The following is a 13,973-nucleotide window of genomic DNA, read 5'->3' on the forward strand; positions in this document are numbered from 1 at the left end:
GGTCAGTGCGTTGGCCACTGCGCCAGCCACTGGCGTGCGGTGGCGATGATCTCATCCCGCGCGGCGATGGTGGAGAACGCCTGATCCGCCTCTGCAACATCGTGGCGTGCGACGTCCGCAGGGGCTTTCAACGCGGTTTGCCAGCGCGTATCGCTCGCCACCAGTTCATCGAATTCCTTGCTGAGCAGGCTGCGCCCGCTCATCAGCAGCAGGATCCGGCCTTTGAAGTGACTCAGTCCTTCGCGCATTTTTTCCTGGAATGGTCGCGCGTCGAAATCGGTGGCGCCAGCACTTGCGGGTGCCGGCGCGCGCTTTCTGAGCAGCGACTTGAGCATGCCGCCGGCAACTGGTAGCGGGTTGTATTGCAGGGTCAGCACCTTGCGCCAGAACGACCACTCGTAGATGCGTTTGCTGTAGTGATGCTTGATCGCAACCCGTGCTTCGGTTTGTTCGGAGTGGACCCATGGATTGCCGAGGATCAGGCCGCTCACCTCAGGAAGGCGCCAGGCGTTGATCAGGCTGGCAGAGGCAGCATCACAGCCGCCCCAGAGAATGACCTCCTCAAGCTCTGGCACTTGGTGTTTGAAGATTTCGATGGCTGCCAGCAAGTCAGCGTGCGTGCTTTCGAAACCCTTGAATACGCCTTCGCTGTCTCCCATGCCGCGATAGTCGAAGCGCATCACGGGAGTGCCATCAGTAGCAAACGTGCGCGCCATGACCAGCAGTTGCCGGCAGCAGCCGCCGCGATACTGCGGGCCCCCGGCCACGATGGCCAGCACGCCTTGGCGTCGAGGAGCTTCGGGGCGGTGGACGATGCCAACCAATTGCTCACCTTGGCAGTCAAACGCGATGGGGATTTCTTCGGACAGCACCACTTACTCCTGAGCAAACTGTTGTGTTGTTTGCGCGATCAATGCGGGGGCAGCATCGCGTTTGTGCAATTGCCATAGCGGTGCGCCGGCGAACGTGTGGGTTTTGATCTTGACGCCTTTGCTCGCCATGGCGTCTACGGCGCGTTGGGTGGCAATCGATAGTGCGCCCCCTTCTTCTGCGACGTTTTCGTACCAGTCGATATGCATCCCGCTCAAGCCTTCCATCGCAGCCAGCTTGCAGCTTGAGATGCCTTCGACCAGCGGCGCGGACAATGGATAGCCCGCGACTTCGACAACGCTGCCGGATGACAGCGCTTCACGTATGGACTGAGTGGTTTCCGCCGGCAGGCCGCGGTCCATGAGATTCGCCACGCGCAGACGCAGGTATTGATTCATGAACAGGTTGCCGTCAGCGGTGGGTTGCCACAGCAAAACCTGCTTGAAGCGATTTGGGTGCTTCGCTGCAACGCTTGCCGCAAGCAGGCCACCCAATCGCAAGCCCCAAAGCGTGATGTGACAGCCGCTGGACGCAGCCAGGTAGTCGGCCGCATCGCAGACATTCTGCTGCCAGATGTCCCACGATGCCGCTTCGAGCTCTCCTTCACTGTCTCCGGTGCCGAACAGGTCGAGCAACAGGCAGGCGTACCCGGCGTTCGCCAAGGCGCGTGCCTGTTCGGCAGCAAGCGCCCGGCAACGGTTCATTTCTTCGGCGAAGGGCGGAATGTAGAGTAGCGCGCCGCGTGGGGTGCCGGCGGGCATATATGCCAGAGCAAACAGGCGTGCGCCGGCCGAGTCGAGAAACAGGGGATTGATCGCCATGGGTGCGAGTTGCTCAGGTCAGTTTTGCATCGATAAAGCTGGACAGGCTACCGACCGTGCGGAAGAGGTCTTCATTGATCTCGGTATCGGACACTTCGCAGCCGAGTTGCTCTTCGATTGCGCTCACGAGTGCGACGACGGTCAGGGAATTGAACTCCGGGAAGTTGCCCAGCAGTGGCGTGTCGGCGGTCAGCGCGTCGGCGCGTGCGCCAAGTTGCAAGCATTGGCGAAGGAGGTCGCGCGTCAGGTCGAGTGCATTCATCGGTAGTGTCCTGAGAATATCGTGTTTGATCAAATAAGAATGGCAGGTCAGGAGCGGGCGCGGTCAGCGCCGGTGTGTCATCGACTGATCCGCATGCTGAACCAGCTTTTCCCGGCATCGGGCATAGGTTTCGCTGGCGCGATTCAGTAGTTCTGGGGGGAGCTCAATATCGGCGTAGTTGCTTTTCTTGACTTGAATCGCGCCCGATCTAAGCGCATCGGAGTTGTCTCCCGAATTGCCTTTGGCAGAACGTTCGAATAACTCGTACTCGGTAGTCAACGGTTGGGAAAGACCAAGCCATTGCGTGATTGCAGCGAGCGTGTCGTCGCTTGCACTGACCAGTGCTTCGGCATCGAGGTAGAAGTATTTACCTGGAATTGTCGTGGCGATGGCGGCCAGCGTCTCGAGCCGGTCGATGTAGTAGGTGGCGGCGCCTTGGATCGTGGCCTCCGGGAGGTCCGGACTGGTTTTTCGATACAGCGTCACGATGCTTTTGATGGACTGCTCGGGCTCCCGGATCATCAACAGGGCGCGCGTGTCGTTGCGGGTGAGCATCGCCGGTGTAATGTGATGGCCGTCGTGAAGTACTTTGTCGAAAAGGATGCGGCTTGATGGCTTGGCCGAATGATCCGAAAAGTGCAACATTTTCTGCCGCCACAGGCTTTTCCAGCTGTAGTAGCTGATATGCATCTCGTAGTAGCCTTCGACATCTGGACTGCTGCCGAGAATGTGGCCGAACAGCGTTGTGTTGGCCCGCATATGGCTCAACAAAAAGACGTTCTTCGCGGTGAACAGAAGACGCGGGTTGGCAAAGAAAGCGCTGAGCATCGACATCGATGATGCGCCTTAGCTTTGCGCGCCGCTGGTTAGCTGCTTCCAGTGGCAGTACAGGAAGTAGCCTAGCCACTTGGGGCTGAAGGTCAGCAGTAGGGTCTCTCTGATGTAGTACGAAGCCTCAGTGTAGCGACCGGTTTCGACGAGCGTGGTGGCGATTTTCTTGAGCTCATAGGCCTTCGCACGCTTTGAAAAAGCGACGACCGCCTTGTTGCGCGAGAGCAGGATGCCTTTGTCGAAAACGCGCAGTTGATAGATCTTTTTCTCGAAGATCGAGATCGCAGTCGACATGTTGTTGGATTTTTTTTGGGTCAGGAATATTGTGCTCGGACACGACTGCCGGGTTGTAGAGAATGCAGTCGGCTGCGTCGATGCCCCGCATGTAGATATCCCGGTCGCATTCGTACCGGATGTTCTCATCCATACCGCCGAATCCAAGCCAGAATTCGCGTCGGTAGATACTGCAATTCAGGTGTGCAAAACCTCCGGCCTGAAGCAACTCGGCAGCAGAGATGCGGCGGGTGCCATTGGCGTCGGGTGCGCCGTGGGCGAATTTTTCGACCCCCGAAATCCATAGCGGTGTGTTGTTCGGACGGCCGTCGGAAAACAATGCGCGTTGGTCGGTAAAGTAGAGATCCGTGCTTGTTTTCTGGGCTTCGATCGAAGCCTTGCAGCGCTGCAGGTGATGCGGATCGATCCAGGCGTCGTCGTCGTCGAGGAAGCACAGGTACTTCCCTCGAGCCTGCCCAGCCCCAAAGTTCATGGAATAACTCTGGCCATGACCGTTGGGACGATGGACCAGGTAATGGAAGCTGGCCTTGCCTTGGTAGGCCAATTCAAGCGCGTGGTAGGCCTCCAGGTCGGCGCCCGTTGAACCGTCGTTAACAATGATGACTTCGAGATCGGTGCAGTCTTGCGAAAGAACGGAATCAAGCGCGATTTTGAAGAGGCCGCAGCGGTTTCTCGTCGGAATGACTACGGAGAAAAATGGTGTAGGGATTGATTGATTCATTCTCTCGATCATTGATTTTTGTCTTGTTGCAAAGCCGCAGCACGGGTGGTGTCGAACCTGCGTGAGCAAAGAACGTATTCGTCTGGTTCAGCGCGGGTCAGTCCTGCGCGCTGGCGATCCTGTCGATGCAGGAAGCGATCTGCTGATACACGGAACGATAGGTTGTAGCGGGCTTCCCGTAGGGGTCTTCAATATCGAGACTCCTCGGTTCTCGCGGATCAGCGAGCGCCAGCAAGAATGTTCGATCTGCCGCGTCCGGATGTGCCTGACACACTTTTCGATAGTGATCTAGCTCCATGACGAAGATAATTCCGGCATCGGCAACGACAGTCGGTTTGAGCTGCTTTGAAGCCCATCCCGTCATATCCAGACCGGCATCGTGTGCAACGTCAATCATCACGGGATCCGCTGCACGATCGACGACGGGATGAAAGCCTGACGACGATATGGTGACGGGGCGTTCAAACACCGATTTTGCATATCGCTCGGAAATCGCGCTTCGGTTGATGTTGCCGTAGCATACAAAATGTATGTGATTTGACTTGCGAACTATGTCGCGGATGGTGCCGTTCTGCCACGCTTCGCGCTGAGTCTTGAGGATTTTTTTGTCGGCCTGGATGCGCGCAAAGCGCTCTTGGTAGGTTTTGACGATCCGCCAGGCGTCGACCAAGCCCGGCTTGGGGTCGGTCAGTCGCTGGACATCGAATGAATGATGCCAGTTGAGCATTAGCAGTGCGTCTTTGAGGACGGATTGCCACCCAGGAATGCTGACCAGCCGGGTCGGCGCGTTCTTGCGAAGCACTTGTTCATGCCAGTAAACATCGCGCGACAGGTTGCGGCAGTAGACGCCAATGCGCGCTGGGGGGTGTTCTTCTACCCGGCCTTTGACAAGTAGCTCGTAAAGCATGCCGGGGAAATTGGCTCCAGCTGCAGCGGCCAGAGGCAGGGAGCCCCAGAAGCGACCATTGACCTCCATGAGGCGGAACTGGCCGGAGGCCGGGTCATGCTTGAACTCAACCATCGCCACACCATGCCACTTCATGGCCGCCATCAAGCGCTGTGACGCGTCGAGCAGGGCGGGAGTAATGTCGACACTCATACGCAGGCTGCTGCCGCCGCCGGTCAGTGGCACTTCGTGCAGTCGGCGGTGCTGAAAGGCATAGACGACCTTGCCTTGGTCAGCGAGCAGTTCGATGCCTTCTCCTTCGCCGCGAAAGTACTCCTGCAGGATGACATGACCAAAACGCAGGGCGTGCCTCACCTGGGCGCGCAGTTCGTTGTCGTCAAAGGCGTAGCTGACAGTGAGCTGGACGTTTTTGGACTGGTCTGCTCCGACCGAGCTGGCGGGTTTGATGACGATTGGAAAACTGAACTGGGCTCGCGCATCATCGAGCTGAGCGATATCGTCGACCAGCACGCTGCGTGGCACGGGAATGCCGACAGATTCAGCCAGCGCAACGGTCTGGGCTTTGTCCAGCGCCAGCCGGAGACTGTCCGTCGGAGCCATGGCGATTCGGCTGTCGTCGTAGCGATCGCGGTACTTGAGCAGTGGCGCGACGGTGCGCTCGGTAACCGGGATGATTAACGCGTAACGGCTTTGTTTGGTGATCTCTCGAATCCAGTCAATGAACTCGGACTGGCGCTCCAGTGGGTCGGGGTAGTTCAGGCACGCGTCGACGGTTCGTGAATACGCAGCAATCGGATGGTCGTTATTGCTGGCGACGTCCACGGCTATCCCGATCTCCTTGAGTGAGCGTGCGACCGACAGGGCGGGGGCCAGGTCAGCGTCAAGGATCAGAATTCGGTCAGTCATTGGCGATGCGCTCATGCTGGCGTTGCTCTGGCCGGTCGTTGCGGTCAATCTGTTTGCGGACCATCAGGATACAGCGCCGGGCTCGGCGCGGCGGTGAACGATCAAGCTGGTGAGTGCTGCCTCCAAACCGGCGGGGCGGCCGCTGAGTAGCCAAAGTACAAGGGAGACAAGTGTGTACACCAGCGCGCCAAGCCCGGATTTTACTACCAGTGTGGCTAGGGTCGGAAATTCGGAGGGTAACGGCAGGTAAGTCAGTGCCAGCGCCATGGCGCCTGCGGCAGCAGCGGGGCGCCAGAGCATGCCAGGGAGCGCTGGCAGCGGAAGTGCCAGCCGATGGGAACACCAGGAAAACAACACAATCATTTCGAGAACCGACAGGCTCAGTTTCAGCACAATTGGGGCCGTGATTCCGCCCCACTGAAACAGGGGGTAGAACAGGGCGAGAAACAGCGCCGTTCTGCCCAGTCCGATCAGCGCTGCCTTGTCTTGCATACCCGACATGGTCATGAATTTGCCGAGGTTTTCCGCGATGGCATAAAACAGCCAGACCAGTGCAAACAGGCCAATGATGGGGGCGGCCGCATGCCATTGGTCGCCGAGCAACACGGCGGTCAGCTCGGGTGCCAAGCACCATACGCCAATGGAGGCCGGCGTGATTAGTGCAATAAACACGGCCGTCGAGATGAGGAAGGCGCTGCGCAGGCGTGCGGGCTCATCCTGCAACTTGGCGTAGCCGGGGACCAAGGCTGAGCCTGCCGGGCCCATGAGATCGACCGTCACCGTGCTCGCCACATCTGCGCTGACCGTGTAATAGCCCAAGTCGCGTTTGGACACCAGGCCGGCAAGGGTGAAACGATCGATCGCGTTGAATAACTGGCGGCTGACGTTGTTGACCAGAATCCATCGCGAGAAATGCCACAGTTTGCCCATGCCGGTGATACGAAAGCGCGGGCGGTAATCGCTCATCCAGTAGCTGAATAAGACCTCACAGATGTAGCGCGATAATGAGCCGAGAACAATCGCCCAGTATGAGCGCAGCCAGAGTGCAAGGCCGATGGTGGCGGCGACCCCGATCAGGCGTGGGAACAGACGGAAACGGAAAAGGCGGTCGAACTGCAGTTCTTTCTGGAAAACAACGACGCCGATGTTCTCCAGCCCCTTGAAGGCGATACCCAAACCCATGATCAGACTGATGTTGACCACTTCAGGCGCTTGAGCGTAGTCAGCGATCCAGGGGGATGAGGCCATCAGCAAACCGCCAAACAGCAAGGCCTTGAGAAAACGAAGTGTCCATACCGCGTCAAACTCTGCACGCCCAGCGCTTTGGTCGCGGATCAGCGCCAGATCGAAGCCAAAATCGAAGAAGCCATCCATGATGGCGACGGCGGCGACAACCGTGGCGACGAGGCCGAAGTCCTCCGGCATCAGCAGGCGGGCCAGGATCATTGTGCTGATCAACCCGAGGAGGCGATGAGACCAGCGAGTTGCGATCATCCATACGGCACCGAACAGGACCTTGGTGCGAAGCGGCGGTGACGATGGGGTGTCGGAACTCATTGCGTCTTGGGGCGGTCGGCGAAGGGCACAGGATACTCCATGGTGGCGGACTTCTTCGTGATGTCGGCCACGGCAGGTCATGGACAATGTTGCACCGCAATCGTGGTCGCTTCATGACGTAGTTCGCAGGCGCCGTGGGCGTCATGACGTGAAGATGCGCGATAATGCCCCGCCGTCGTGCAGTTGCGCTGCATGATCGCCGACGTGGAACCAATTGCAGGACAAAGGAGCAAGAATGGCCCGACTGATTCACGAATTGTCAGCAAAGCATGCTGCCCTGACCCCGGATGCGCTGGCGCTATGTGAGGGTGAGCGCAGAATCACCTATGCGCAGCTAGATACGGAAATTGGGCGCGCGGCGGCGATGTTCTCGGCTCAGGGGTTGACGCGCCATGAACGCGTAGCAGTGTGGCTCGACAAGCGTGCTGAGACGGTTTTTGCGCTTTTCGGCGCCGCGCGGGCTGGTGGCGTTTTCGTGCCGGTCAATCCATTGCTTAAACCAGAGCAAGTGGAGCACATTCTGACCGATTGCAATGTGCGCGTGCTCGTGACGACGCCTGAACGCCTGAGTTTGCTGAGTGAGGTTCTGCCGCGTTGCCATGACCTGCGCACGATCGTCGTTGTCGGTACGTCCCCGGTTCCTGGTATAGATGCGAGAGGCGCCTCGTTGCTTGTTTGGGCGGATCGGCCGACAGAGCCCTTCACCGCAAGCGGCGCCATCGACGCGGACATGGCGGCAATTCTGTACACCTCCGGTAGCACCGGTCGCCCCAAAGGTGTGGTGCTGTCGCACCGGAATCTGGTGGCTGGCGCCGCCAGCGTGTCGGAATACCTCGAAAACACCCCGGAGGACCGGATTCTGTCGGTGCTCCCGCTTAGTTTTGACTACGGCCTGAACCAGCTCACCACAGCTTTTTATGTTGGCGCGTGTGCTGTGCTGATGAATTATCTGTTGCCGCGCGATGTGATTCGTGCCGTGGCTCGTGAGCGGATTACTGGCCTCGCCGCGGTGCCGCCCCTGTGGGTGCAGTTGGCACAACTTGAGTGGCCCGAATCGGTGCGTGAGCATCTGCGCTACTTCACTAATTCGGGTGGTCATATGCCGGCGACGGTCCTGGCTGGTTTGCGCAGCAATCTGCCGGGGGCCAAGCCGGTTCTCATGTATGGCTTGACGGAGGCCTTTCGTTCGACTTACCTGCCGCCGGCCGAAGTCGATCAACGACCGGACTCCATGGGTAGGGCGATCCCCAACGCCGAAATTCTGGTTGTGCGTGAAGATGGCGGTGTCTGCGAGCCAGGCGAGCCGGGCGAACTTGTGCATCGTGGTGTGCATGTGGCGATGGGTTATTGGAATGATCCGGCCCGGACAGCCGAGCGTTTCCGGCCCGCACCGGGTCAGCCCGAGGGCTTGCCGATGCCAGAAATGGCAGTGTGGTCGGGTGATACGGTCAAAAAGGATGAGGCCGGCTTTCTGTACTTTGTCGGCCGACGCGATGAGATGATCAAAACCTCCGGCTATCGGGTCAGCCCGGCGGAGGTGGAAGAAGTTGCCTATAGCGCAGAAGCGGCCAACGAACTGGCGGCGATTGGTGTGTCGCATCCGGTGCTGGGACAGGCCGTTGTGTTGATTGCCTACTCGGAAGAGGATGCTGCCGCCGTGACCAACAAGATACTCGACGTGTGTCGCCAGCGTTTGCCGGCCTTCATGGTCCCGGCGCAGGTTCTGGTGCGTAGTGAGGCGTTGCCGCGCAATCCCAACGGTAAAATTGACCGCAAGCGGTTAGGGGCAGAATCCGGCGACCTGTTTGGCGCTAGTTGAGTGCCTGCGGTCAGCTGTTCTGGGTGACGGCGTCGTCCAGCACGGCCGCAAGCGCGGCGGTGCGGGCCCGGCGTGATGACTGAGCAACGACGTTGGGCTCTGGAAGGGGTGATGAGGACGGCGCACCACAAAAGGCTTCCAGAGTTTTTGCGATCGCCCCAGTATCGTTCAGTGGGGTGACGTTGTTGAGGCCTGCCAGGGAGAGTGCTTGAGCGGTGTCGCCTTTGGGGTCGGTGAGCGCAATGATCGGACGACCAGCACGCAAGTATTCATAGAGCTTTGCCGGGATCTGTTGGTTGCAATTGCTCGCCTGCAAAATGAGCAGGCCGTCGGCGCGACAGATTTCCGCCAATGCATCGCGGTAACCGATTGGCGGCAGGATTTCGACCAGGTCTGCCACGCCGTTTGATTCAGCCAGCTTGCGCAGGAGATCGGAATGGACCGGTGCGCGAAATCGCAGCCTGAGGCGCTGAGCGAGCCTCGGGTTGCTGGCTTGAAACTGCGCCAGAGCGGACAGCAGTGGGCGCGGATCCCGTTCGTCGGGGTAGACGATGCCGCTGTGAAGCAGCGTGAGGTAGCCGTCGGTGAGCGCGGTATCGCGCGTAAGGCCCGCGAATGCCGCTTCGTCATAGCCGTTTTCGATGAGGCGCATCTTGTGGGCAGCGCTGGGAAAGCGGTCTCGATACATGCTCAAAGCGCCGGGGGTCGTCATCACCATGCACGCGGCAGTTCGGGCAATGCGTTGCTCAAGTTGTGAAAAGCGCTGCCATTGTGCCGGATCGGTTGGGTAATCGTCCTGTGCCATGGGGTCGCGGAAGTCGGCGATCCATGGCAGTTTGCTGTTCTCTGCAAGGCTCGCACCAATCTGATGAGCAGTTGCGACCGGATAGGTCGACCAGATCGCGTCTGGTTGATAGCGCTGAATCAGTTGTCGTCCGGCGAAGATGGCAGCCGGCTGCCAACTGGCCCAGCGGTCTGGCAGGGCAACGATGGACGGGTAGCGTCCGGCGATTGACAGATGGCGGGCCGCATCCAGACCAAAGGCGCGTTTGATGATGGTGCCATCGGGGATGTCAGCCATTTGATCGTCAGCGCACTTTTCGTAGGCACGGGGAGAGATGGTCAGTACCAGTGGCTCCCATCCGAACTCTGCCAGATATCGGACAAAACGCAGCGTGCGTTGAACACCACTACTCCCTTGGATTGGGGGAAAGTGGTATGCGACCATCAGGAGACGTTTTTTTTGCATGACAGCCTGGGAAGGGGCTGGGAAGTTGGCGATGGCAGGGGCACTGGGTAACAGTTCATGCATGCCGACGGAAATCGACCCCTATAATAACAACCTGCTCGCTGGGCGGTGATCTCCGTGTCATCCTCGCGGACATGCTCAAATAGTCGCTTGGAGGTTTGACTTGGATATCAAGCACGAAGTGCTGCTCGTACTGGACGATGTGCTCGCACTCAATGGTCGGGCCATGGCCTATGATCTTGAAATGCCCTTGCTCGGTGCGGTGCCTGAACTGGATTCGATGGCTGTCGTCGGTGTCATCAACCTGCTCGAAGAGCGCTTTGGTTTCATCGTCGAAGATGATGATATCGACGGACGTACCTTCGCTAGTGTAGGCACCCTAGTGGAATTTGTTTCCGGCAAATTGCGGTGACGACACAGTCAAGGGAGGCGTTTTTCCTCCCCGGCCCGTTTGATCCGGGCCGTTTCTGCTTGCTGCAAATACCGTCTGAGGCGCTGAAGGGGTGCGTGCTCTTTGTGCCAGCGTTTGCAGAAGAAATGAATAAGTCCAGGCGCATGGTGGCTTTGGCTGCTGACTATTTTGCAGCTAATGGTTGGGCAAGCATGTTGCTGGATCCCTCGGGTTGCGGCGACAGCGGAGGCGACTTTTCCGATGCTGAATGGCTTGGCTGGCAAGACGATATCGATGCGGCCTACACTTGGTTGAGCGAGCGATTTGGCGTCACCCCGGTGCTTTGGTCAATGCGTGCAGGTTGTTTGCTGGTGACCGATTGGCTCAGGTCGCGGCAGATTGATGTGCCAACGTTATTTTGGCAGCCAGTGATTCACGGCAAACAGCACCTGACTCAGTTCTTGTTCTTGAAAGCCGCGGGTGAAATGCTTGGGGATTCTGATGGGCGGGCTGTTATGGCCCGCACACGCCAAGACCTCGCGTCGGGATGTAGCGTCGAAATCGCTGGCTACACGTTGTCCCCGTACTTGGCTGAGGGGCTGGAAGCCGCATCGCTGGAAGCGTTCCCCTCCTTGAAGTCGACCACGACTGTGATTGAAGTCCTCGCCTCTGAAGGGGTGTCTGGGCCAAATTCAATAGCTCTTCAGCAGAAATGGTCAGCGATGAGTATTCCCTATGCGTGGGCGACCGTCACCGGGCCGGCGTTCTGGCGCACCCAGGAAATTTCCGTGGCTCTGAGCTTGCCGGTTGTCTCGCTTGATGCACTCAATGGGGGCGTCGGTGAGCTTTAGTGAGCAGCCACTGGTCTTTTCGTGTCAGGGTGATTTGTTGGTTGGCGTTGTGTGCCGGCCCGAGAAGCCCGCGTCCGTAGCGGTTCTTATTGTTGTTGGGGGGCCGCAGTACCGTGCTGGAAGCCATCGCCAGTTTGTATTGTTGGCCCGGGCGTTGGCGGAGCAGGGTATCGCGAGCTTTCGTTTCGATGTGCGTGGCATGGGCGACGCCAGTGGTGAGCCGCTCGGATTTGCCGCAACGGCTGAAGATATATCAGCTGCGCTGGCGGTTTTCTCGCAAGTCGAGCCTTCAGTGTCCCGGTTTGTTCTTTGGGGGCTTTGCGATGGCGCAACGGCCGCAGCGATCTATGCGCCAAACGATCCCCGCGTTTGTGGTTTGGTGTTGCTCAATCCTTGGGTTCGAACCGCGTCGTCGCAGGCGCGAACCTATTTGAAGCATTACTACCCCAAGAGGTTGCTTGACGCCGATTTTTGGCGAAAGTTATTGCGTGGCCAAATCCGCCTGAGTGACGCAATACGGCGCTTTATAGGAACAATTCCGGACTTGATTGGACCGCGAGAAACGCGCGAGTCCAATGCCCCGGAACTGGCCGGAAAAATTGTCGATGCGTTGCATCAGGCACATGGTCGAAGTCTCATCGTTCTAAGCGGGCGTGACTACGTCGCTCGTGAATTCGAAGAGGCTGTAGCGGAGGTGCCGCTGTTTTCTGAACTGGTGGCGGGTGACCGGATTGACCTTCTGCACCTGAAAGCGGCCGATCATACGTTTTCATCGGCGTCCCATAGAAATGCAGTGGCTGATGCTACGGCCAAGTGGGTGAAGATTGCAGGGCGGTGTGATGCTACGTTGTAATGATTCGTTTTTGTTGGAGAAAGTGACATGAAAGCTCACTGGTCTGTTTGGTTGCGCCGGGCGACCGCGCTGTGGATTGCGCTGATGGCGCCGCTTGCGATGGCGCAGGAACTACCACTCCAGTGTGGCGTGCTTTTCAGTAATGATCATCCGCTCGACTATCGAATTGACAAGGACAAACTGCCTGTTGTTGAGAATCGGCACTTTGATCCACTGACTGAACGTTTGGTCCGAGGGCAAACCACGAGTGTGGGCGGCGATATCGGCTACACCTTGGGGAAATTCCCGAATCATCACAGAGCCTTGATCTCGATGATGAATCTCGGCATTCGCGACAAGACGGCAAAGCCGCGCGGTGCCTTGTATTCAGTCGAGTGCTATATGCGCCGTGCGGAAGCCTTCCGGCGAGACGATGCCATGGTGAAAATGATCTACGGCCTGTATCTCCTGAACGACGGGAGGGCCGAGGCCGCGATCAAAAAACTGGAAAGTGCGCAGGAAATGGCGGAAAACAACCCGAACCTGCACTACAACCTCGGATTGGCTTACGTAAAACTTAAGCGATACGAAGAGGCGCTCACGAGCGCCCACAAAGCGTACAGCCTTGGGTTTCCGCTGTCGGGTTTGCGTGACAAGCTCAAGCGGGCCGGAAAGTGGCGGGATCCCGCGCCTGTGGCGCCGAAGACCCCGCCAAAGAAGGCTAACGACTCTTGATCATCGTACCGACCCCGTGGTCGGTCAGAATCTCAAGTAGCAGGCAGTGTTCGACCCGGCCGTCGATGATGTGGACCGAGTTGACGCCGCTGCGGGCGGCATCCAGTGCGGAGCCGATCTTGGGCAGCATGCCGCCGGACAGGGTGCCGTCTTCGACGAGGCCGTCGATTTCTTTGGGTGTGAGCCCTGTCAGTAGTTTGCCGTTCTGATCGAGCACGCCCGGGGTGTTGGTCAGCAGTACCAGCTTTTCGGCCTTGAGAATTTCGGCGAGCTTGCCGGCTACCACGTCAGCGTTGATGTTGTAGGTTTCGCCGTCTTCGCCCACGCCGATCGGGGCAATCACCGGAATAAAGTCGCCCTTGTCGAGGAAGGAGATGAGACTGGGGTCGATCTGGGTGATTTCGCCGACCTGGCCGATGTCGACCACGTCGCCGAGCGGGGCGCCGGTTTTTTGCATCAGCAGTTTCTTTGCACGGATGAAACGCGCGTCCTTGCCGGTCAGGCCGACGGCCTTGCCGCCGTGCTGGTTGATCAGGTTGACGATTTCCTTGTTGACCTGGCCGCCGAGCACCATTTCCACCACTTCCATGGTTTCGGCGTCGGTGACGCGCATGCCCTGGATAAACTCACCTTTCTTGCCGACACGGGCCAGCAGGCTTTCGATCTGGGGGCCGCCGCCGTGGACGACCACCGGGTTGAGTCCGACCAGCTTGAGCAGCACGACGTCTTGCGCGAAGCAATCCTTCAGGTGCTGGTCGGTCATGGCGTTGCCGCCGTATTTGATGACGATGGTCTTGTCGAAGAAGCGTTTGATGTAGGGCAGCGCTTCGGAGAGGATGGCGGCTTTGCGGGCCGGCGTGATCGGGGTGGGCGTGTCGGTGCTCATCTAGGCGGTCGCGAGGGGTGAGATAAAACCTGATTCTAACG

At 58.6% G+C, this 13,973-nt stretch carries 14 protein-coding genes; 5 read left to right on the forward strand and 9 right to left on the reverse strand.

The window, feature by feature from the left end:
- Nucleotides 1–2 precede the first annotated feature (2 nt).
- From FHP89_RS14455 to FHP89_RS14485, 7 genes are all read right to left on the reverse strand, one after another.
- Entirely contained in the window at nucleotides 3–872 is an 870-nt protein-coding gene (locus FHP89_RS14455) for a hydrolase 1, exosortase A system-associated (protein ID WP_186300358.1), read from the reverse strand.
- A 3-nt stretch (nucleotides 873–875) separates the two neighbouring features.
- The gene (locus tag FHP89_RS14460; RefSeq protein ID WP_144179028.1) at nucleotides 876–1,691 is read right to left on the reverse strand and encodes a hydrolase 2, exosortase A system-associated; all 816 of its coding nucleotides are present in this window, start codon (nucleotides 1,689–1,691) and stop codon (nucleotides 876–878) included.
- 13 nt (nucleotides 1,692–1,704) lie between these two features.
- The gene (locus tag FHP89_RS14465; RefSeq protein ID WP_144179027.1) at nucleotides 1,705–1,953 is read right to left on the reverse strand and encodes an acyl carrier protein; all 249 of its coding nucleotides are present in this window, start codon (nucleotides 1,951–1,953) and stop codon (nucleotides 1,705–1,707) included.
- Between the two features lie 63 nt (nucleotides 1,954–2,016).
- Nucleotides 2,017–2,787, reverse strand: coding sequence for a sulfotransferase (locus tag FHP89_RS14470; protein WP_144179026.1), 771 nt, complete (start codon nucleotides 2,785–2,787; stop codon nucleotides 2,017–2,019).
- A 169-nt stretch (nucleotides 2,788–2,956) separates the two neighbouring features.
- Nucleotides 2,957–3,799 (reverse strand): glycosyltransferase family 2 protein, encoded by an 843-nt coding sequence (locus FHP89_RS14475; protein WP_186300822.1) that lies wholly within the window; start codon nucleotides 3,797–3,799, stop codon nucleotides 2,957–2,959.
- A gap of 97 nt (nucleotides 3,800–3,896) precedes the next feature.
- Nucleotides 3,897–5,612 carry an arsenate reductase/protein-tyrosine-phosphatase family protein gene (locus tag FHP89_RS14480; protein WP_186300356.1) on the reverse strand — a complete coding sequence of 572 codons (1,716 nt, stop codon included), beginning with the start codon at nucleotides 5,610–5,612 and terminating at the stop codon, nucleotides 3,897–3,899.
- Nucleotides 5,613–5,675: 63 nt separating this feature from the next.
- The gene (locus tag FHP89_RS14485; protein ID WP_186300355.1) at nucleotides 5,676–7,169 is read right to left on the reverse strand and encodes an oligosaccharide flippase family protein; all 1,494 of its coding nucleotides are present in this window, start codon (nucleotides 7,167–7,169) and stop codon (nucleotides 5,676–5,678) included.
- Between the two features lie 235 nt (nucleotides 7,170–7,404).
- Here FHP89_RS14485 and FHP89_RS14490 point away from each other — a divergent pair, with 235 nt between their 5' ends.
- The gene (locus tag FHP89_RS14490; protein WP_144179022.1) at nucleotides 7,405–8,988 is read left to right on the forward strand and encodes an acyl-CoA ligase (AMP-forming), exosortase A system-associated; all 1,584 of its coding nucleotides are present in this window, start codon (nucleotides 7,405–7,407) and stop codon (nucleotides 8,986–8,988) included.
- 10 nt (nucleotides 8,989–8,998) lie between these two features.
- Here the strand turns inward: FHP89_RS14490 and FHP89_RS14495 are convergent, their stop codons facing one another.
- Complete coding sequence (locus FHP89_RS14495; protein WP_222105402.1) at nucleotides 8,999–10,237, reverse strand: glycosyltransferase; 1,239 nt, start codon at nucleotides 10,235–10,237, stop codon at nucleotides 8,999–9,001.
- Between the two features lie 163 nt (nucleotides 10,238–10,400).
- Here FHP89_RS14495 and FHP89_RS14500 point away from each other — a divergent pair, with 163 nt between their 5' ends.
- Genes FHP89_RS14500 through FHP89_RS14515 form a run of 4 tightly spaced genes read left to right on the forward strand, consistent with a single transcriptional unit; the run spans nucleotide 10,401 to nucleotide 13,046 of the window.
- On the forward strand, nucleotides 10,401–10,649 hold the full coding sequence (locus tag FHP89_RS14500; RefSeq protein WP_144179021.1) for an acyl carrier protein: 249 nt from the start codon (nucleotides 10,401–10,403) through the stop codon (nucleotides 10,647–10,649).
- Nucleotides 10,646–11,479 carry a hydrolase 2, exosortase A system-associated gene (locus FHP89_RS14505; RefSeq protein WP_186300354.1) on the forward strand — a complete coding sequence of 278 codons (834 nt, stop codon included), beginning with the start codon at nucleotides 10,646–10,648 and terminating at the stop codon, nucleotides 11,477–11,479. Before FHP89_RS14500 ends, FHP89_RS14505 begins: the two co-directional genes overlap by 4 nt.
- The gene (locus FHP89_RS14510) at nucleotides 11,469–12,332 is read left to right on the forward strand and encodes a hydrolase 1, exosortase A system-associated (RefSeq protein WP_260851620.1); all 864 of its coding nucleotides are present in this window, start codon (nucleotides 11,469–11,471) and stop codon (nucleotides 12,330–12,332) included. The genes FHP89_RS14505 and FHP89_RS14510 overlap by 11 nt, the downstream gene beginning before the upstream one ends.
- Before the next feature lie 27 nt (nucleotides 12,333–12,359).
- Nucleotides 12,360–13,046 (forward strand): tetratricopeptide repeat protein, encoded by a 687-nt coding sequence (locus FHP89_RS14515; RefSeq protein ID WP_144179018.1) that lies wholly within the window; start codon nucleotides 12,360–12,362, stop codon nucleotides 13,044–13,046.
- Here FHP89_RS14515 and argB read toward each other — a convergent pair.
- On the reverse strand, nucleotides 13,033–13,932 hold the full coding sequence (argB, locus tag FHP89_RS14520) for an acetylglutamate kinase (protein WP_144179017.1): 900 nt from the start codon (nucleotides 13,930–13,932) through the stop codon (nucleotides 13,033–13,035). The two genes, FHP89_RS14515 and argB, sit on opposite strands and share 14 nt — an antisense overlap.
- Nucleotides 13,933–13,973: the final 41 nt, after the last annotated feature.

The organism is Denitromonas ohlonensis (assembly GCF_007625205.1).
Lineage (GTDB): Bacteria > Pseudomonadota > Gammaproteobacteria > Burkholderiales > Rhodocyclaceae > Nitrogeniibacter > Nitrogeniibacter ohlonensis.

Coding starts and splice junctions, on each gene's coding strand:
- FHP89_RS14460 (WP_144179028.1), bottom strand. CDS start 1,691: ATGGCGATCAATCCCCTGTTTCTCGACTCGGCCGGCGCACGCCTGTTT.
- FHP89_RS14465 (WP_144179027.1), bottom strand. CDS start 1,953: ATGAATGCACTCGACCTGACGCGCGACCTCCTTCGCCAATGCTTGCAA.
- FHP89_RS14470 (WP_144179026.1), bottom strand. CDS start 2,787: ATGTCGATGCTCAGCGCTTTCTTTGCCAACCCGCGTCTTCTGTTCACC.
- FHP89_RS14475 (WP_186300822.1), bottom strand. CDS start 3,799: ATGAATCAATCAATCCCTACACCATTTTTCTCCGTAGTCATTCCGACG.
- FHP89_RS14480 (WP_186300356.1), bottom strand. CDS start 5,612: ATGACTGACCGAATTCTGATCCTTGACGCTGACCTGGCCCCCGCCCTG.
- FHP89_RS14485 (WP_186300355.1), bottom strand. CDS start 7,169: ATGAGTTCCGACACCCCATCGTCACCGCCGCTTCGCACCAAGGTCCTG.
- FHP89_RS14490 (WP_144179022.1), top strand. CDS start 7,405: ATGGCCCGACTGATTCACGAATTGTCAGCAAAGCATGCTGCCCTGACC.
- FHP89_RS14495 (WP_222105402.1), bottom strand. CDS start 10,237: ATGCAAAAAAAACGTCTCCTGATGGTCGCATACCACTTTCCCCCAATC.
- FHP89_RS14515 (WP_144179018.1), top strand. CDS start 12,360: ATGAAAGCTCACTGGTCTGTTTGGTTGCGCCGGGCGACCGCGCTGTGG.
- argB (WP_144179017.1), bottom strand. CDS start 13,932: ATGAGCACCGACACGCCCACCCCGATCACGCCGGCCCGCAAAGCCGCC.